14 protein-coding genes, 2 tRNA genes and 1 pseudogene are annotated in these 19,595 nt (G+C 69.2%); 12 read left to right on the top strand and 5 right to left on the bottom strand.

What is annotated here, in order from left to right; all coding sequences use genetic code 11:
- From ABZU72_RS26650 to ABZU72_RS26630, 5 genes and pseudogenes are all read left to right on the top strand, one after another.
- Window positions 1-471 (top strand): annotated as a pseudogene (locus ABZU72_RS26650) ((4Fe-4S)-binding protein); the annotation flags it as partial.
- Complete coding sequence (locus ABZU72_RS26645) at window positions 464-1,075, top strand: lactate utilization protein C (RefSeq protein ID WP_355021790.1); 612 nt, start codon at window positions 464-466, stop codon at window positions 1,073-1,075. The pseudogene ABZU72_RS26650 and the gene ABZU72_RS26645, both read left to right, overlap by 8 nt.
- Window positions 1,076-1,168: 93 nt before the next feature.
- Window positions 1,169-4,330 carry a family 78 glycoside hydrolase catalytic domain gene (locus ABZU72_RS26640; RefSeq protein WP_355021789.1) on the top strand — a complete coding sequence of 1,054 codons (3,162 nt, stop codon included), beginning with the start codon at window positions 1,169-1,171 and terminating at the stop codon, window positions 4,328-4,330.
- 59 nt (window positions 4,331-4,389) lie between these two features.
- Window positions 4,390-7,158: a family 78 glycoside hydrolase catalytic domain gene (locus tag ABZU72_RS26635; RefSeq protein ID WP_355021788.1), complete on the top strand. Its 2,769-nt coding sequence runs from the start codon at window positions 4,390-4,392 to the stop codon at window positions 7,156-7,158.
- A gap of 31 nt (window positions 7,159-7,189) precedes the next feature.
- A complete protein-coding gene (locus ABZU72_RS26630; protein ID WP_355021787.1) occupies window positions 7,190-8,032 on the top strand; it encodes a hypothetical protein in 843 nt (280 codons plus the stop codon).
- A 3-nt stretch (window positions 8,033-8,035) separates the two neighbouring features.
- On the opposite strand, the gene ABZU72_RS26625 is transcribed toward ABZU72_RS26630, so the two are convergent.
- A complete protein-coding gene (locus tag ABZU72_RS26625; RefSeq protein WP_355021786.1) occupies window positions 8,036-8,788 on the bottom strand; it encodes a GAP family protein in 753 nt (250 codons plus the stop codon).
- 118 nt (window positions 8,789-8,906) lie between these two features.
- Between ABZU72_RS26625 and ABZU72_RS26620 the strand changes: the two genes are divergently transcribed.
- The 7 genes from ABZU72_RS26620 (at window position 8,907) to ABZU72_RS26590 (ending at window position 16,139) form a co-directional block, all read left to right on the top strand.
- The gene (locus tag ABZU72_RS26620) at window positions 8,907-10,190 is read left to right on the top strand and encodes a histidine kinase (RefSeq protein ID WP_355021785.1); all 1,284 of its coding nucleotides are present in this window, start codon (window positions 8,907-8,909) and stop codon (window positions 10,188-10,190) included.
- Window positions 10,187-10,840 (top strand): response regulator transcription factor, encoded by a 654-nt coding sequence (locus ABZU72_RS26615; RefSeq protein ID WP_355021784.1) that lies wholly within the window; start codon window positions 10,187-10,189, stop codon window positions 10,838-10,840. The genes ABZU72_RS26620 and ABZU72_RS26615 overlap by 4 nt, the downstream gene beginning before the upstream one ends.
- A 110-nt stretch (window positions 10,841-10,950) precedes the next feature.
- Window positions 10,951-11,376 carry a ribonuclease domain-containing protein gene (locus tag ABZU72_RS26610; protein ID WP_160028510.1) on the top strand — a complete coding sequence of 142 codons (426 nt, stop codon included), beginning with the start codon at window positions 10,951-10,953 and terminating at the stop codon, window positions 11,374-11,376.
- A gap of 265 nt (window positions 11,377-11,641) precedes the next feature.
- Window positions 11,642-13,846 (top strand): transglycosylase domain-containing protein, encoded by a 2,205-nt coding sequence (locus ABZU72_RS26605; RefSeq protein WP_355021783.1) that lies wholly within the window; start codon window positions 11,642-11,644, stop codon window positions 13,844-13,846.
- Between the two features lie 50 nt (window positions 13,847-13,896).
- The gene (locus tag ABZU72_RS26600) at window positions 13,897-14,328 is read left to right on the top strand and encodes a DUF5990 family protein (RefSeq protein WP_355021782.1); all 432 of its coding nucleotides are present in this window, start codon (window positions 13,897-13,899) and stop codon (window positions 14,326-14,328) included.
- 65 nt (window positions 14,329-14,393) lie between these two features.
- The gene (locus tag ABZU72_RS26595) at window positions 14,394-15,356 is read left to right on the top strand and encodes a GNAT family N-acetyltransferase (protein WP_355021781.1); all 963 of its coding nucleotides are present in this window, start codon (window positions 14,394-14,396) and stop codon (window positions 15,354-15,356) included.
- A 12-nt stretch (window positions 15,357-15,368) separates the two neighbouring features.
- Window positions 15,369-16,139, top strand: a complete 771-nt coding sequence (locus ABZU72_RS26590; RefSeq protein ID WP_355021780.1) for an MBL fold metallo-hydrolase — start codon at window positions 15,369-15,371, stop codon at window positions 16,137-16,139.
- 50 nt (window positions 16,140-16,189) lie between these two features.
- On the opposite strand, the gene ABZU72_RS26585 is transcribed toward ABZU72_RS26590, so the two are convergent.
- From ABZU72_RS26585 to ABZU72_RS26570, 4 genes are all read right to left on the bottom strand, one after another.
- A tRNA-Met gene (locus ABZU72_RS26585) sits at window positions 16,190-16,253 on the bottom strand.
- Between the two features lie 165 nt (window positions 16,254-16,418).
- The gene (locus tag ABZU72_RS26580; protein WP_355021791.1) at window positions 16,419-16,760 is read right to left on the bottom strand and encodes an NPCBM/NEW2 domain-containing protein; all 342 of its coding nucleotides are present in this window, start codon (window positions 16,758-16,760) and stop codon (window positions 16,419-16,421) included.
- A gap of 897 nt (window positions 16,761-17,657) precedes the next feature.
- A tRNA-Ile gene (locus ABZU72_RS26575) sits at window positions 17,658-17,731 on the bottom strand.
- Window positions 17,732-17,771: 40 nt separating this feature from the next.
- The gene (locus tag ABZU72_RS26570; protein WP_355021779.1) at window positions 17,772-19,004 is read right to left on the bottom strand and encodes a tyrosine-type recombinase/integrase; all 1,233 of its coding nucleotides are present in this window, start codon (window positions 19,002-19,004) and stop codon (window positions 17,772-17,774) included.
- Window positions 19,005-19,595 lie beyond the last annotated feature (591 nt).

The raw sequence follows: 19,595 nt of genomic DNA, 5'->3' as shown, positions 1-19,595 counted from the left end.
TACGAGCGCACCGGCGGCCATGCGTACGGCTCGGTCTACCCGGGCCCGATCGGCGCCATCCTCAACCCGCTGCTGAAGGGCGTCGGGCACGACGATCAGATCGACTCGCTGCCGTACGCCTCCTCGCTGTGCGGCGCATGCTTCGAAGTCTGTCCGGTACGCATCGACATCCCCTCCGTCCTGGTCGACCAGCGCGCCCAGGTCGTCGACGCCCACCGAGGTGGCGTGCCGAAGCCGGAGGCCGCGGCGATGAAGGGTGCGGCGTACGTCCTGGGGCGCTCGCGCCGCCTCGCCGCCGTCGAGCGCTTCACCGGTCTCGGCATGCGCTTCGCGCGCCGCTTCGGACCCGCCGCCTGGATCGGAGCGCGAGATCTGCCGGACGCGCCGGGGGAGAGCTTCCGCGCCTGGTGGCTGCGCACGGATGGCGGCCGCACCGACGGCGGCCGAAAGGGAGATGGCATCGATGACTGACGCACGCACCGAGATCCTCGCCAGAGTCCGCGAGGCACTGGCCGGCTCGGCGGTCGAGCTACCCGAGACGTCCGCTCCGCGGGACCTCGCGCCCGTCGCGACCCCCGAGGTCGTCGACCTCTTCGCCGAACGCGTGGCCGACTACCGCGCCGTGGTCGAGCGCTGCGGAGCCGAGGAGCTCGAGGGCCGCATCGCCGCCGCGCTGCCTGCCGGCGGCCGGGTCGTCGTCCCACCCGGCCTGTCGGTCCAGGTCCCCGAGGCGATCGTCGACGACGGCACCCTGACCGCCGCGGAGCTGGACCGGATCGCAGCGGTCGTCACCGAGGCGCGCGTCGGCATCGCCGAGACCGGCACGATCGTCCTCGACCACGCCCCCGACCAGGGCCGTCGAGCCATCTCGCTGGTCCCCGACACCCACATCTGCGTGATCCGCGAGGACCAGGTGGTCCCCGACGTCCCCGATGCCATCGGCGTCTTGGACCCCGCCCGTCCGCAGACCTGGATCAGCGGCCCGTCGGCCACCAGCGACATCGAGCTCGACCGCGTCGAAGGCGTCCACGGCCCCCGCACCCTCCACGTCCTGGTGGTCGCCGGCAAACGGTGACCGGATCCGGCCACGACCCTTCCCGATCGTGTGACGGTGGTCATAGTCTTCGGAGTGCTCTGAAACGTATCAATCCCGCTCCGGAGGACCCCCATGAAGCTCCGCCTGGCCGCGATCGTGATCAGTGCCCTCGTCGTCGCGGTGCCGGTCCCGGCCGTGGCTGTCGACGGCGCGGCGGCTACCCACCTCACCGTCTCGCAGCTGTCCTCGCCGCGCGACGTGGAGGACCTCAGCTCGCCGCTGCTGGCCTGGCACGTCCCCTTCGCCGAGCAGAGCGCCTACCGCGTACAGGTCGCCCGGATCAGCGAGGGCATCGGAGCCGCCGGAGTCTGGGACTCCGGTCGCGTCACGTCATCGGCGAGCACCAACGTGCCCTACGCCGGTCCGGCGCTCGAGCCCGAGCGGACCTACCAGTGGCGAGTACGCACCTGGGACGGCCGTGGAAAGGGCTCGGACTGGTCGAGAGTCTCCACCTTCACCACCGGTCCCGGTCAGGAGTGGGGCCAGGCCGAGCCCATCTGGCTCGCCCAGGCCCGCACGATCTCCTGGGGCGACGTCACCATCGACACCACCTTCCGGATCACGTCCCAGAACGCCACCATCGCCTTCCGGGCCGCGGACGCCAGCAACTACTACATGTGGCAGTTCCGCGGCGACGGGGTGAACACCTTCGCTCCCCACAAGCGCGTGGGCGGGACCTTCACCCAGCTCGACTCGGTGGCGCTGGCCAAGCCCCTCGTCCGCGACACGTCCTACCGGCTGCGCATCCAGGCAGAGGGAACAACCATCCGCACGTGGCTCGACGACACCCTCGTCGACACCCGCACCCTCACCGACTTCGCCGCCGGCTCGGTCGGCTTCCGCACGGGCGGGTCCGAGCGCAACGCGTGGGACGACCTGACCGTCACCTCCGCCACCGGCGAGGTCCTCTACACCGACGACTTCTCCGCCAGCAGTGACTTCGCCTGCGGCGCCGCGGTGGGCGGCTGGCTCGAGGTCGGCACGAACGCCAACTGCATCTACGGTGTCGAATCGCAGGACTGGGCCTTCCTCCGGCACGAGTTCACGCTGCCCGACAAGCCGATCGCGGCCGCCACCTTCTACGCGACCGCATCCTCGACCGCGCCGGGCCGGCAGTACGTCTACAAGACGTGGCTCAACGGCGAGTTCGTCGGTCTCGGGCCGACGCAGCCGATCCGCGGCGAGGCCCGATACGACGGCTTCGACGTGACCGACGCTCTGCGGCCGGGAGCCGAGAATGCGATCGGGGTGCTCGGCTGGACGAGCAGCGACCGGCGCTTCCTCGGGCGGCTCGTCGTGGAGTACGCCGACGGCACGCGTGACGCGATCGTGAGCGGCCCGCAGTGGCGGAGCCGCTCCGGCGGCCTCGTCTTCCCCTCCGCCGGCAGCATCGGAACCTCGTTCTTCTCGGCACCGAAGGAGAACCTGCAGTCGGCCCAGTGGCCCGAGGGCTTCGCCGAGCCGGGCTTCGACGACTCCGGCTGGAGCGACGCCGCGGTGCGTCCGGCTTTCGGCGACCTCCGCGCCGCCCCCACGGCGAAGGTGGAGCAGCAGCTGAGGGCGCCGGTCAGCGTCGTGGAGAAGGCGCCCGGCCACTACTTCATCGACTACGGCCGGACGTGGATCGGCGGTCTCTCCCTGGACGTCGACGGCACGGCGGGACAGGTGCTCGACCTCCGGTTCGGTGAAGAGCTGTCCGCGCCCCAGACGGTGCGGTACGCCATGCGGACCGGCAACACCTACCAGGACAGGTGGACGCTGCGTGCCGGCGAGCAGCACCTGGAGACCTGGGGGATGCGGGTCTTCCGCTACGCCGAGGTCATCGGTGCTCCCACCGGCCTGGGCGTCTCCGACTTCCCCGCCCTGGCGCAGGTCTATCCCTTCGACACCGACGAGGCGGTCTTCGACTCTGCCGACGACGACCTCGATCGCGTGTGGGCCCTGTCGCGCAACACGATCGAGGCCACCAACCACGACCTCTACGTCGACTCCTGGAGCCGCGAGCGCGGTGCCTATGAGGCCGACAGCTACCTGCAGATGATGGCCAACTTCTTCGTCTCCAGCGACCCGACCCTGGGCAACTACTCCCTGGAGTACCTGCTCACCCGCAGGACGTGGCCGACCGAGTGGCCGATGTACACGATCCTGGCCTTCCACGACTCCTGGCAGCAGACCGGTGACACCGCCGCCCTGGCCCGCAACTACACCGCCTTGCAGCAGAAGCTGCCGCTCAAGTGGGTCGAGCCGTCCACGGGACTCATCCGCAAGAACACCGGATCCAACGGCTCCAACTGCACCGACTGCGACATCGTCGACTGGCCGGCATCGGAGCGCGACGGCTACGTCTTCCGCCCCTACAACACGGTCATCAACGCGATCGGCCACCGGTCGTTCCGCGACATGGCGGAGATCGCGACGGCGCTGGGCCACGACGACGACGCGGCGACGTACACCGCCATCGCCGACCGACTCCGGAACGCGGCCAACGACAGGTTGTGGGACTCGGCCAAGGGTGCCTACCGAGACGGTCTCAACGCCGACGGCACCCCGATCCAGCACTGGGCTATCCAGGCCAGCGTCTTCGCCACGGCGTTCGGGCTCGCCCAGGGTGAGGTCGCGCAGCGCGCCGCGGACTACATCGGAACCCGTGGCATGGCCTGCAGCGTCTACTGTGCCGCTTTCGTCCTCGAGGCCCTCTACGACGGTGACCGCGGAGACGTCGCGCACCAGCTCCTGACGAGCACGGGTCTGCGCAGCTGGCTCAACATGATCGCGAAGGGAGCCGGTGCCACCGCCGAGGCCTGGGACACCTCGCTGAAGCCCAACATGACGTGGTCGCACCCCTGGGCGGCATCACCCGCCTACAACGTGCCCCAAGGCATGTTCGGCATCGAGCCCCTGATGCCCGGCTACGAGGAGTTCCGCGTCCGGCCGCAGCCTGCCGGGGTCCCGTGGGCACACGTCACCCTGCCCACCCTCCGCGGACGCATCGGCGCGGCGTACGCCACGACCGACCGCGGCATCGACGTCGGCGTGAGCGTTCCGGGCAACTCCCGGGCCGAGGTTCTCGTCCCGGCGCCGTCCGGGGAGCAGGTGTTCCTCGACGGGCGCCCCGTGCCCGCTACGCGTGAGGGCTCCTACCTGGTGATCCAGGACGTGCCCTCCGGCTGCCATGTCATCAGCACGAGCTCGGGTGAGAGCCCGGAGGTCGAGCGGCTTCGCGCCGTCTGCTGAACCCGAAGGCTGTGCCCGGATCCGGCCACAGCAACGTATCAACTCGCTCGGAGGAACCCATGAAGCTCCGCCTGGCCGCGATCGTCACCAGCGCCCTGGTCGTCACCAGCCTCTCGGCCGCAATCTCCCCCTCGGGGGCGGCCCCGGGCAACACCGCACCTGACCGGCCCGTCAGTCTGACCGTCGACGACATCGCCCGACCGCTCAACACCGACCTGACCCCCCGGTTCGGCTGGCTGCCCCAGGACAGCGACGCCAACGAGGTGCAGAGCGCCTACAAGATCGAGGTACGCGACGCCGCCGGCGAGATCGTCTGGGACTCCCGCAAGGTCACCTCCGCGCAGCAGTCCTACGTCGACTACGCCGGCGAGACCCTCGAGCCCGGCAGCCGCTACACCTGGCGGGTCATGACCTGGGACCGCCGCAAGCACCCCTCGCGTTGGTCGGCGAAGGCCGCTTTCGAGACCGGGCTCGGCGACACCGACTGGGCCGGTGCGAGCTGGATCAGGCGACCACCGGGCACCGCGGACAACCCCGCCCAGGAGCGCGACGAGTGGACCCTGGCCCGCACCGAGGTCGAGGTCCCGGACGGCAGGATCGTCAGCGCCCGCAGCTACCTGGCGGCCAGCCACACCGCCGAGCTCTATCTCGGTGGCGAGCAGGCCGACCGGATGAGCAACTTCGGCTACCCGAGCGAGGGCTACTACCAGGCCGCGGACGTCACCGACCTGGTCACGCCCGGCGAGACCCTCGCCCTCGGCGTGAAGCTGCACTGGTTCAGCGGTGGCCAGGGCCGCGCGGCGGGCATCCCCGGCGTACTCCTGAAGCTCGAGCTCACCTACGCCGACGGTGAGACGACCACGATCGTCACCGACGGCTCCTGGAAGGTCCGCCGCGGCCCGTACGTCACCGTCGGCACCCGCAACGGCGAGGGCCTCTGGATCGAGCACCTCGACGGCCAGGCCGCCCAACAGATCGGCGACTGGACCGAGCCCGGCTACGACGACTCGCAGTGGTCCGGCGCCGTGGTCGTCGGCGCGCACCCGGTGGCGCCGTTCACCCACCTCGAGGGCCAGCAGACAAGGCTCGCCGAGACCGTCGTCCACCCCGAGCGCATCCTCGAGGCCGCCGACGGCACCCCGGTCGCGGACTTCGGCACGATCATCCCGGCCCGACCCGGCGTGCACTTCGAAGATGGAGTGGCCGGGCGACAGGTCCCGATCCGGGCCGGCTACGAGCTCGCCGACACCGGCCGGGTCTCGACCACCGGCCTCTCGACGCAGAGCACCAACATGTCCTTCCCCTACACCCAGGCCGCGGGCGCGCAGGACTACCTGGCGGTCGGACACCTGGGCTTCCGCTACCTCGAGATCCCGGGCGCGGGGGAGGAGATCACCGCCGAGGACGTGACCGCGACCGTCGTCCACACCGCGTACGACGAGGACGGCGCCGCCACCTTCGAGAGCTCCGACGCGACCCTCGACGACGTGTGGGACCTGATGGACCGCTCGCTGCGCTACTCGGTCCAGGAGACCTTCGTCGACACTCCGACGCGCGAGCAGGGCCAGTTCCTGCACGACACCGCCAACATCTCGATCGGCCTGATGTCCTCCCGGCGTGAGCGGGTCGCGTCCCGCCAGGCGATCCGGGAGTTCCTGCTCAGCCAGGAGCGCTATTGGACCACCGGCAACGACGCCGGCCGCTACAACGCGGTCTACCCCAACGGCGACGGCAAGCGCGACATCCCCGACTTCACCGAGGTCGTCCCCGACTGGATCTGGCGCTACTACCTCGAGACCGGCGACAAGGCCGTCCTCGAGGACGCCTACGACAACCTCACCGCCACCGCCGGCTACATCCGGCGCCACATCGCCACCAGCGGCCCGACCCAGGGTCTGGTCACCAACCTGTCCGGCGGCTCCGGCCAGTACCTGTACGGCATCGTCGACTGGCCCGCCCATGGCCGCTTCGGCTACGACATGACCACCTCCGCCAGGACCACGGTCAACGCGCTCGGCGTCGACGTGCTCCGCAAGGTCGCGCTGATCGGCGAGGAACTGGACCGCCCCGCCACCGAGGTCGCCGCGCTCCGCTCGGACGCCGACGCCCTCGCGACGCGGATGAACCAGGCGCTGCGCAAGGCCGACGGGTCCTACGTCGACGGCCTGCTCGCCGACGGCACCCAGTCCGCCCATGCCGGACAGCACGCGACCTCGTACGCCATCGCCTTCGGCGTCGCACCGGAGCAGGACGTGCCCGCGCTCGGTGAGCAGATCGCCGCCCAGGGGATGAAGCAGGGCCCGATGACCGCCCACGTGCTGCTCGAGGCACTCGCCGAGGCTGGTGCCGGCGAGAGCGTCCTGAACCTGCTGACCAACGAGGACGACTACGGCTGGGCCGGCTGGCTCGCCGACGGCGGCACCTTCACTCCCGAGGCCTGGGAGCTGAGCGGCTCGGCCAACAGCGCCTCCCACGGCTGGGGCTCGCGCGGCATCGTCGACGTCACCGAGTCGGTCCTCGGCATCCGCACCACCGCCCCCGGCGCCGCCGAGGTCGAGCTCACCGTGCCGGCCACCGGCCTGACCCACGCCAAGGGCTCCGTGGCCACCCAGCGCGGCCGCGTCGCCTCCGCCTGGACCCGCACCGCCGACGCCGTCACCCTTCGCGCCACCATCCCGGTCAACGTCACCGCGGTCGTACGCCTCCCCGAGGGCTCCTACCTGGCCACCGGCCCCGGCAGGACCGCCCCGGAGCGCCTCGGGACCGCGAGCGGCATCACCTCCTACCGGATCGGCTCCGGCGCCTGGACCTTCAAGAAAGGGGCATGACCAGGTGCCGTGACTCCGCTAACCTGCGGCAGTGCGCCGAATCGCCGTGCTCGCCGTGGGTCTCCTGATCGGGGCGACCCTGGCCGCCTGCGGCACGACCGAGCCGCGCGAGACGGCCTGGCCCGACGGGCTGACCGCCTACCTCGACCAGACCCGGCTCCAGCGCAACACCGGAGAGGCGTTCGTACGCCTCATCAACGACACCGGCACCTCGATCGAGGTCTCGCGCCTCGAGGTGGGCAGCGACCGGTTCCGGGCCCGATGGACGGGCTCGGAACCGGTCGACCCCGAGATGGACTTCGACTTCGACATGCCTCGTGGGAAGTGCGGCGAGGGCGGCGACGCCGACCTGACCATCACTTGGCGCGAGACGGGCGAAGAGGGGGAGTGGCGCACCAGCACCGGCAAGGCCGAGGACAGGTACGCCAACGTCGACCGCCTCCTCGACCGCGACTGCGCCGAGCGCACCCTGACCGAGGCCGCCGACATCACCGTCGGCGAGCCCCGGGTCGAGGGTGAGGGCAAGCAGAGCGTCTTCGTCCTCCCGGTCACGTTCGCCCCGACCGAGGCTCTCCCGGACGTTACCTTCGACGGCTGGGAGGGCACGGTGCTCTTCCAGCTCACGGCCGAGACACCCACCTGGCCACGAGCAACCCCGCTCCCGATGACGGGCGAGCCGACCACGTTGGAGCTGCGGGTCCTGCCGGCTCGCTGCGACCCGCACGCCCTCGCCGACGACAAGGTGGGCAGCCTCTTCCGCGTCCACGTCGGCGGCCCCGACGTTCCGGACGGCGCCAGCTACTTCCTCCCGCTCAGCAAGGCGCAGAAGACCGCCCTCTACGACTTCCTGCCCGGCTACTGCGGCTGGGAGTGAGGCTCAGCCGAAGAGCGGCCCGAGCGCGGCCCGGGCGAGCAGGAACCCGACGATGCCCACGGCCCACGCCGTGGCGCTCGCGGCGTGCTTGACGAGCCAGCCGTCGAGGAGGGCCAGCGGTCGCGCCACCAGAGGAGCGGCGAATACGCGCGCGGCGGTGAGCAGGAGCGCCGGAGCGATCATCACCGCGCAGTAGCCGAGCACCCACAGTCCCGACACCGGCCAGTCCGGCCCCTGCGTCCCGATCACCCCGATCGCGGCGAGGTAGGGGAGCATCGAGGCGGCCTCGACGAGCCCTGCGAGGACCGCCAGCGCGGCGAGCGCGGAGGCCGATCCGGACTCGGAGGCGACCGCCCGCTCGCGCCAGCGGAGCAGGCGTCGCGGGGGTTCCGGCGCCTCGATCCGCTGCTTGCCCGATCCAGGCGGATCCAGCTTGAAGCTCCACGCGAAGAGACCGACACCGACGAGCAGCTGTCCCCACAGGAACGGGCGCGAGTCGCGCAGCCCGGTGAGCGCGTCGGCCACGGCCGAGCCGCCCAGGAGGATCGCAATGCCGAGCAGCGCGTAGAACCCGGCGATCGCGCCCAGGTAGACCAGGATCCGTCCGGGCCGCACCCGGCCGGGCGCCATCAGCAGCCACACCGGGATCAGCAGGGTGCCGAAGCTGGTCGAGTCGATCAGTGCCAGCACCGCCAGTGCGACGTACGTCGCGGTGCCGCCCAGATCGCCGGTGAGTGGGCCGAGGTCGATGTCCATGCCCCGAGGTTCGCGCGCGGCCGGCCGCACGCGCGTCGGTCGAACCGGTGATCCTTCGGCGCGGAGATACATCCTTCGGATGACCCCGAGGAGGCGGCGTACGTGCTGAGATGGTGTCGTGGACCGCCCGACCCTGCTGCAGCAGCTGCCCGCGGCGCTTCTCGGCGGTGGCACGAGCCTGCGCGCCGCGGACCGCCGGCTGGCCTGGCTCGACGCCGTGATCGTCCTCGCCGCCGGTCTCGCGCTGCACGCACTCGGTCAGGTCGGGGGCGTACGCGGTCTGCACCCGTTCGGCATCGACCTGGACAGTGTGCCGACCTGGTGGCATCTCGTCCCCCTCACCCTCGCGGCCGGGGCGCTCGTGCTCAAGCGGCGCCGGCCGCTCGCGGTGCAGACCGTCGTCGCCCTCTGCTTCGGGGCAGATCTGCTGATCGGGAGCAGCATCGCGATGGTGGTGGTGCTCTGGGACGCGCTCTTCGCCGGCCAGCTGCACGGATCGCCGCTGGCGCGACGCATCGCCACCGTCGCCGTCGCGGTGGCCATCGGTGCCGCGGTCGTCGCCTCCGCCGCGGCCACCTCGGACCCGCGCACCCCGGTCGTGCTCGCGCTCACCCTCTTCGCGATCGTCGTCACCCCGATGTGGTGGGGCAGCAACGTACGTCAGGGCAGCGAGCTCGCCGACGCCGCCGACGACCGGGCCCGGCTCGAGCGGGAACGCAGCGCCGCGCTGCTGCGGCTGGCCGACGCCGAGCGGCACGACGCGGTCCGGGCCGAGCGCTCCGCGGTCGCCCGGGACCTGCACGACGTGGTCGCCTCCCACCTGTCCGCCATCGCGCTGACCTCGGGGGCGGCGCTGGCCGGTGAGCACGATCCGGAACGGGACCGGGCGGCGCTGCGGTCGGTGCGGGCCGAGAGCCTGGCCTCGCTCGACGACATGCGCGCGATGATCCGCGTCCTGCGCTCCGACGGCGATCCCGGCGACGCCGAGGACCTCACCGCCGCCTCCCGCGCCGCCAACCTCGGCCCCGTCCTGGAACAGGCGCGACTGGCCGGCCTGCCGCTGCGGGTCGACGACCCCGGCGGGCTCTTGGACGGTGCCGACCTCGCGCTGCCGGTCTCGGTCGACCACGCCGTCTACCGGATCGTGCGCGAGTCTCTGACCAACGTGCTCAAGCACGGCGGCGGCACCACTCATCTGCGTCTGATCCCCAGCGACGCCCTCGAGATCGAGGTGACCGATGCCGGCGCCGCGAAGAAGCCCGCGGCCGAGGCCGGCACCGGCACCGGACTGGTGTCGATGCGCGAACGCGCCGAAGCCCTCGGCGGAACCTTCGAGGCTGGCCCTGACGGCCCCGGCTGGCGGGTCCGGTCGACCCTGCCGCTCCCGGGAGCGAGCGCATGATCCGCGTCCTGCTCGCCGACGACCACGCCGCCATCCGCGCCGGTCTGCGCATGTTGCTCGCCACCGCCGGTGACATCGAGGTGGTGGGGGAGGCCGCCGACGGCGCGACCGCGGTCGCCAACGCGCGGGCTCTGCGCCCCGACGTCGTGCTGATGGACGTACGCATGCCCGGCACCGACGGCGTGACGGCGACCCGCCAGGTCGTCGAGGAGGGGCTCGCCGACGTACTCGTGCTGACCACCTTCGACCTGGACGAGTACGTCTTCGGTGCCCTCCGCGCCGGCGCGGCCGGCTTCCTGCTCAAGTCGGCGGAGGCGTCCGACCTGGTCGACGCCGTCCGGCACGTCGCCGCCGGCGACGGTGTGGTCGCCCCGGAGGTGACCCGCCGGGTGCTCGCCGAGCTCGCCGGCGCGCCGGACCGATCCGTCCCGGCGTCGACGGCCGCCGTACCACTTCCTGAAGACCTCACACCCCGGGAGAGGGACGTACTCGCGGCCCTGGGACAAGGCCTGTCCAACGCCGAGATCGCCCAGCGGCTGGTGATCTCCGAGGCGACCACGAAGACCCACGTCTCCCGCGTCCTGGCGAAGCTCGGGGTCGCCTCGCGGGTCCAGGCGGCGATCGTGGCCCGCGAGGCGGGCATCGTCTGAAGACGCGCCCACACCCCAGAGTTCACCGGTTCGTGACCTTCGGAGCCCCCATCCGGACGCGCCAGGTAGCAGAATTACCAACCGTCCGTAACGCACACACTGGAGGATTCATGTCCGGGAAGAACCGCTCCGTGCTCACGATGATCAAGCTGCTCCTCGCAGGTCTCGTCGCCACCACCAGCCTGCTCGGTGGGAGCGTCGCGCTCGCTCCTGCCGCCCAGGCCGACTGGATCGAGAGCTGCACCCACAAGGGCTGCGCCGAGGCCCTCGACTCCAACGAGGTCTGGGCCTCGCTGGGCTACCCGTCCAACCGTGGCTGGCACGACTGGCCGCCGACCGGCACCTGCAACTTCTCCGGTGGCACCTACAACAACTACGAGGGCGAGCTGCCCTCGGGCCACTCCTACCTCGAGTTCGACGTGACCCCGCGCGAATGCGGTGCGCAGCGCCAGTCCTACCGGCTCGTGGTCGACACCACAACGGGTGACGTCTACTTCACTCCCGACCACTACAGCACCTTCTACTTCCTGGTCTGAGTGTTCCGGAAACGGGCCTCTGACCTGGGCAGACACGGCATCGCCGGCCCAGGTCGGAGGCCCGTTCGTACGCTTGGAGGTCCCTGAGACCTCGCTGAGACGCCGCTGAGACGCCGCAAACACGGGTCCGAGGATCGCGAAGGGCGTGGGAGCCCGCCGTACTCTAGGGACGTTTGTGACCGCGGGAGGGGACATCTTGAGCTGGCAGGGCAATCCGCCTTACATACCCACGCCGACGCCGAAGAAGAAGCGTGGAAGGAAGGTCTTGAAGGCCTTCTTCATCGTGATTCTGGTGGGCGCGCTGATCGGCGCCCTGGGTGTGATCGTGGCCTACAACGCCATCCCGATCCCCAGCGCCAACGCCGCCTACGAGAAGGAGACCTCCTTCGTCTACTACCGCGGCGGCAAGGACGAGCTCGGGCGCTACATCGCCGACTCGCAGGACCGCGACTCGCTGCCCTATGACGAGATCCCGCAGTTGATGAAGGACGCCGCGGTCGCCGCGGAGGACCGTACGTTCTGGACCAACAGCGGCATCGACATCAAGGGCATCATGCGCGCGGTGGTCAACAACAACACCGGAGGCGCCCAGTCCGGCGCCTCGACGATCACCCAGCAGTACGTCAAGAACCTCTACCTCACCCAGGAGCGCACTTACACCCGCAAGGTGAAGGAAGCGGTCATCTCGCTGAAGATCAGCCGGCAGAAGTCCAAGGAGGACATCCTCGCTGGCTACCTCAACACCATCTACTTCGGCCGTGGCGCCTACGGCATCGAGGCGGCATCGAACGCCTACTTCGACAAGCCGGCCGCGGAGCTCACCCTCCAGGAGGCTGCCGCGCTCGCCGCGATCCTCAACGACCCCAACGACCTCGACCCGAGCAACGGCGAGGAGGCGGTCGCCGAGCTCGAGGGCCGCTACCGCTACGTCATCAACTCGATGGTCAAGATGGAGATGGTCGACGCCGCCGAGGGGGAGAAGGCCAAGGAGTCGCTGCCGAAGTTCAAGAAGCCGCGCTCCGACAGCCGCTACGGCGGGCAGAAGGGTCACGCGCTCAAGCTTGTCCGCGACGAGCTCCTCAAGCTCGAGGACGAGCAGGGCAACCCTCTGGTCACCGAGGACGAGATCAACGGCGGCGGGCTCCGCATCACCACCACGCTGACCAAGAAGACGATGCGGACTGCGGAGCAGGCGGTCAACGACGTACGTCCGGACGACAAGAAGGCGTACATCGAGGGCGATGTGAAGGACGAGCTCCACGTCGGTGCGGCGACGGTCGACGTCAAGACCGGCGCCCTGCGCGGCTTCTACGGTGGCCAGGACTACCTGGAGTCCCAGATCAACTGGGCCGCGAGCAGCGCCACGATGGCCGGGTCGACGATGAAGCCGTTCACCCTCGCCGCGGCCCTGAAGTCGGGCTACTCCCTCAAGGACACCTGGAATGGCAACTCGCCGATGGAGTTCCCCGGCGGGGTGAACGTACGCAACTCCGGCCAGAGCGCCGCCGACCCGAACGGCCACAGCTACGGCTCCAACGTCAGCAGCCTCCAGGCGATGGAAGACTCGATCAACACCGCCTTCGTCGAGATGTCCGACTCGCTGCCCAACGGCAGCAAGGACGTCTACGACATGGCCGTACGCTCCGGCATCCCGCGCGGCGACCGCAGCGACCCCGCCTACCCGGGCATCCCGATGAAGTCCGGTGCGGACATGGAGCCCAACGACTTCCTGATGACCCTGGGGAAAGCCACCATCAGCCCGATCAACATGGCCAACTCCTACGCCACGATCGCGAACGGTGGAGTGCACAACGACGTCTACGTCGTCTCCAAGGTCGTTGATGCCGACGGCACCGTCATCTACGAGCACGACGACTCCGCTGGCGGGAAGCGGGCCATGGACGAGGACGTCGCAGCCGACACCTCGTACGCCCTCCAGCAGGTCGTCTCCAGCGGCACCGGCCAGGCCGCCAGTGCCGTGGTCCAGCCGGCCGCGGGCAAGACCGGCACCGCGACCAACGCCGAGGACGAGGTCTCCTCGGCTTGGTTCGTCGGCTACACCCCGCAGCTCTCCACCGCTGTCGCCTACAGTCGCGGACAGGGCAGCGGCGCCCTCGACGGCTGGCTCGACACCTTCTTCGGCGCCGACTACCCGGCCGACACCTGGGTCGAGATCATGGGACAGTTGACCGACGAGCTCGACTACGAGGAGTTCCCGCCGCCGGCCGGGCTCGACGGTGACGCCCCGGAGTCCGGCCACGCGCCGTACGTCCCGCCGAGCCCGGATCCCGAGCCGACCGAGGAGCCGGAGCCGTCGAACACGCCGCCGCCGTCCCAGGAGCCGACGCCGACGCCCACGCCGACACCCACCCCGACGCCGACCCCGACGCCTACTCCGACGCCGACCAAGACGCCCGGTCCTCCGGACCCCGACCCCGACGACCCCGAGACCGAGCCCGGCCCGCTCTGAGACGACTGAGCGGCGGGGATATGGGCGAACGGCAGCGGGATGATGACACGGTGCTGCTCGAGATCCGTGGCCACAACCTTCCGGGCCGGACCTGGCATCTCGACGACGGTCCGTGCCACAACGTCCATGTCGGCATCCAGCGGGGAAAGCACCCGGTCGACCTGGTGCCCGGCGACAGTGAGAGCGCGGTCTGGAAGATCGAGATCGAGCTCCTCGATGTCGACGCGGGTCTCGACTTCCGCGGCGACGCGGTGCAGGGCAGACGTGGAGCCAGGTTCGTCTATCTGACTTGGGGTGACGTGGGCGGCGACGGGTTCACGATGTTCCGTCGCGCCAAATTGATGCTCGACGACCTCGTCCCACTGGTGGCGTCCGGCCGGACCGGTCAGCACGTCATCGCCACCGTCGACCTCACCGATGAGTGCGGTGGCCCGCGATGCGCTCGACTGGCCGCACCGGCCCTCCAGCTCCGAAACAGATGACGTGTCAACGCTTGCTGGGGGACCTCAGTTCCCACGACCTTGCCCGACACGGTTAGATAGTGCCCGTGTCTGTGATCGCCCCCGTCGACGTCCACGATGACACCGCTCTGAAGGCTTGGTACGCCGTGGAGGCGGCATCGATGGCCTTCGATCGACCCTACGCGTCGCATCGCACCTTCGAGGCGCTCGCAAACTCCGTGCGCACCCCGCACGACCACGGCCGCCGCGTACTCCTCGCCGCGAAGGAGCAGGGCGAGACGATCGGCATCGCTGAGCTCGACCTCCCCGAGGAGGAGCGGAGCCACGTCGTCGAGCTGGGCATCCACGTCCTCCCCGTGCACCGCTGGCGCGGGGTCGGCACCGAGCTGTGGAGAGCCGCCGATGACGTACGCCGCACCAGCGGCCGAACCCTGACGACCGCCGAGGTGACCATCCCCCCTAAGTCGTCCCTGGCCTTCGCTCGGGCGCTCGGCTTCAAGTCCGTACGCCGTGAGGACCACCTCGCCGCCGACCTCCCGCTGCCACACAAGCCCTTCAACGTGCTCGGCTACGAGCTCCTGATGTGGGAGGACCGGACCCCCGAGGACCTGCTCGCCCAGTTCGTCGGCCTGCGCAACCAGATGGGCAAGGAGATGCCGGGCAAGACCGAGCAGGACATGGTCGCCCACACCGCCGACCGCATCCGCTCGGCCGAGAAGAGCACCGCCCGCTCCTACGACCGCATCACCGCCGCCGCCCGCGAGATCCTCACCGGCGAGCTCGTCGGCTACTCGGTCATCTTCCTGGCCCACGGCAGCGACGAGGCCATCCAGGACGACACCTTCGTCAAGACCGCCCACCGCGGCCACAAGCTCGGCCTCGCCCTCAAGGTCGCCACCCTCGCCGCCGTCCAGCGCGACCACCCCGAACGCACCAGCATCCACACCTGGACCGACCCGTCCAACGACGTGATGCAGCGCATCAACAGGCAGTTCGGTTTCCGCAAGATCGAGCTCATGCACGAGGTCCAGCGCACCGACCGCTGGTAACTACATCTCGCCGTGCCTGACGAGCCTCTTCGCCTCCGGGTCCTCGGATCTGCGACGCCCTACCCGAGTGTGGACAACCCGTGCTCGGGCTATCTGGTGTCCGGCGGCGGCTCGCGGATCTGGGTGGATGCCGGCAGCGGCACGCTCGGCCCTCTCCAGCAGTACGTACGGCTCGACGAGCTCGACGCCATCTGGATCTCTCACCTACACGCTGATCACAGCGCGGACCTGCTCACGGCCTACTACGGCGCCCTGTACGCGGACCTCCGGCTGACCGCTCCCGTTCCCCTCTACGGACCTCCCGGCATCGCCGAGCGGCTGGCGGGATTCCTCACCAACACATCCGCCCGCAGCCCGATCGAGTCCGCGTTCGCGGTCACGGAGCTGAGCGATGGACATCAAGCCACCGTCGGCTCTCTCGAGCTGACCACTCGGGCGGTGGTTCACGACGTCCCAGCTTTCGCCGTACGCATCGAGACGGCCGGCCGATCGTTGGTCTACTCCGGCGACACCGCTCCCTGCCAGAGCCTCACCGAGCTGGCCGAGGACTGCGACGTACTGCTGTGCGAGGCCGAGAACACGCAGGCACCCACCGACGGCGATCAGGTGCACCACACCCCGGAGGACGCAGGCGACACCGCGACCGCAGCCCGAGCGGGTCGCCTGATCGTCACGCACGTCGGCCGGTCCCTGACCCCGAAACTGGCGGTGGCACGGGCGGCGACCCGGTTCGACGGGCCGGTCGACCACGCCGACCCCGGCGCCACCTTCACGATCGGCTAGGCGCCGACAACCACCGGTCCGGCCGTTGGCAGCCCGGACAGTTCGCGTAGGCCGTGCGGGGCTCGAACCCGCGACCCAAGGATTATGAGTCCTCTGGCAACGCCCCACTGACCTCGAACTTTGCAGGTCGTAACTGATCCCTGGACGTCATCCGTACGTGAGTCATGCTGCCGAATCCATGCATCACCCGTCCTTGTGGCCATGCACTCCGGCGTTTCCGCACCGAACTGTCACTCACCTGACGCGCGCTACGGCGTTGCGCGCGGCGATAAAGGACACTCAGGACGTGCACCAGCTGCGTGGTGATCCCCAGACGATGTCGCCTCCGTACTCTGCGTTCGTATCCCCGACCGTAGAGACGGCTTCAAGGCGAAGGCGGAGGACGCCCGTGACGTCGAGCTTGGCGGTAAGTGGCTTGCCAAGTGCGGTCTGCCCGATCACATGCTCAACGTCGTCAGTCCATACGGCGACCCTAGCCCCAGACTTGGGCGGCGCGGTGTCATCGACGCCGACTGTGACCTCGAAACGTTGACATTTCAACCCGAGGTTGTAGTCAATCCAGTTTGCCTCGCCAAACGTCTGGCCGAAGGTGATGGACTTTACGTACGTTTCGCCGCGCATTGAGGACACCACATCGTCCTCGAGCCACCCAACGTTGGCCGCGGCGTACTCGTGCTCGTTGAGGTAGACCCACCCAGACCCGGCGGTAGGGACTGCCGTCGTGGAACTTGCGCCGTCTGACGGAGTTTCCTGTGGGGATCGGGTAACCGTGGGATCGGCTGTCGCTGAGGACTCGCTGCTCCCGCTGGGTGCAGCGCCACCGCTTCCACTCGGATCGAGATACGGAGCAACCACCGTCGCAGCGGCGCCCAGCACACCAACAAAGAGCACAACCCCAGTTCCGATGAGCCATCGTTTGCGACTGGATTCAGATGTGGAGGTCTGAGCGCTGTGGGCGGATTGCCCTCCGATCCGCGGCGGTGGCGGGCCCTTCGTTGTCATGGTCGTGGACGTTAGCGAGACATCGTCTTGCTTCTGGTCGATCCGAAGCGTTCCGGCAAATCCCGCGCTGAAAGTACCTAGAATTGATGGGCGGGATCCGCAGTGACGCAGCGGCCCAGAGGTTCGATTGGCGCCGTCCGATCTGGGCGTCACTTCATGGCTGACGGCAACCGGTCCCTCTTTCGCTCAACGGCAGAGAGGCTCGTTGCCATGCTCGTACTAATCATCGCGATGATCGCGCGTCCAGCACCGATTGCTGCGCCATGGAGTCCGACGGTTGTTTGATCCACGGACACAGTCCTGCGGCTAGAGCGATTGGCAGTTGGGACTTGTATATGAGTGCCTCTTGCTAGGCAGAGCAACAGAGCGTGATGCGGGGCCTACCACCGCTGGCGCTCTGGTCAGGACGTGTGGGCACACCGCTCCGCGGCGGCGAGCGTGGAATGCACAGGTGCGGCTGTGCCCCGGACGGCAGGCAGGTGTCGGCCGAAGCGCAGACGCAAACCGGCAATTGAGTAGGCCGTGCGGGACTTGAACCCGCGACTGGAGAATTATGAGTTCCCTGCTCTAACCAACTGAGCTAACGGCCCGGGCAGATCCTAGCGGCACGACGCGGACACTACGCACGCACTACGCGGCTTCGTCGTCATCAGCGAGCGCCTGCTCGATTCGCGTGCGCGCTGCCTCCTCTTGGCCGTCGACGGCGTGGGCGTACACCGTCAGAAGGACCGACACGCTGTGGCCCGCCCACTTGGCCACGAGGGGCGGTGGGGTGCCTGCTGCGAGCCAGGTCGAGACGGCGGCGTGCCGGAGGTCGTAGGCCCGGCGCGCCAGCGGCGACTTCTGCTCGTCCTCGGTGAACGCCTCGGTGCGAGCGTTCTTCATCACCCGGCCGACAGCGGAGAGTGGAACCGGTCGCGAGAGCGACTTGGGCAGTGTGTGGCCCCACTTGCCCACACGTGTGACGAATAGCCGGCCGTCCGGCCCAGTCTCGTACGTATCCAGGTGCCGGCGCAGCATCTCCACAAGCGGAGGAGGAAGGGGGACCGGCCGGGTGGACTTCCGCGCGCGGTGCTTCAGGCCACGCTCTTCGCCGAGTTCACCGTCGTCGGTCCAGCCCTTGCCCGGGTCCTGGTAGGAGCCGGCGAGTAGCGCTTCGCCCCAGCCGGCCTCCGGCAGCGTGAGGTCTTGGCGGTGCAGGTCGCGCACCTCGGCCGGACGCATCGCGCCGTAGTAGATGCACCCGATGAACGCCTCTAGCTCGGGCTCGGAGGCTCGGACTGCCGCGAGGATCCGCTTCGCCTGGCGGTGGTTGACGACGACACGTGTGTCGAGCTCCTCGACGTCGCGGGCTCGCTTGACCTTGACTCGCTGGAGCGGGTTGGAGTCGAGATGCCCGAGCTCCACGGCGTAGCCGATCGCACTGGACAGGGCTGCGCGCTTGCGGTCGGTGTTCTTGGCGGCCGCCGGCCGACCGTCAAGCTTTAGCGAGATCGCCAGCAGCACCTGGCGAGTCGTCGCTGTGTCAGCGAGGTCCTCGACGAGCCGGACCCGCTTGGAGATCCACGCGATCGCCTCCCGAACCTGCTCGGGCGGCTCAGGGTTCGCGGCGCGAGCTCGAGGTGGCTTCCGGCGACGGCGGCGGTTACGACCGCGGCTGTCCTGGCCAGTTGCTTGGCTCTCGCTGTCGGCGTCGAGCTCGAATGTGAAGCGGACCCCTGGTAGCGAGGCAGAGTCGGTTGCAACTCGCCGGACGCGCCGGTCTGCGTGCACTAGAACTGCTGCGGCAGCGAGCACGGCCTCAAGCTCGTCGAGGTCCGGCCTCGTCATGACCGTGCGGCAGTCGCAGAACCACGTGGTCACTCGCTGCAGCGTACGCGGCGGCCTGGACGCCACTACACAAGGCTCATTACGGAACGGTACGCCGCGGCTCATGCCACTGAGCGAGCTACGCGCGAACAAACGTCTTGCGGTCTTGAATCCCCGCAGGAAGATCTCTCGAATGACTTACCAGTCGTCGCGAACATGAACTCCGTACTGACTGAGCTAGGTGCTCCCGTCGGACGGTCGTCGAACGATAGTAAGACCCCGTTCTCTACTTTCAAGATCGTTCCGCGAAGTCTCGCCGAAGTGTCAAGTGCTAGCAGATCCCCAATTCGAGGTACAAGGCACCGTAACGCGCGTATCACACGTGCGAATTTCCCAGAATTCCAGAACGGAGCGCAGAAAAGCAGGCCTGATATGACCCAGGGAGCTGGAGCCTGGTCGCTTGGCTACGATGAGGACTAGGTCCCGATCTCTTGTGGAAGTGCCAAATCTGAGTCGCTCATTACTGCTATCTCATGGAGGAAGTCATGGCTGGAGAGTCGGACGCTGAGCGGGCTGAAGCAGCTGCGCGCCGCGCAGAGCAAGCCGCTCGCAACGCTCGCGAAGCGGCGGAAAAAGCAGCCCGAG

Source organism: Nocardioides sp. NPDC004968, assembly GCF_040608935.1.
Lineage (GTDB): Bacteria > Actinomycetota > Actinomycetes > Propionibacteriales > Nocardioidaceae > Nocardioides.
This window is presented reverse-complemented; position numbering and strand designations above follow the sequence as displayed.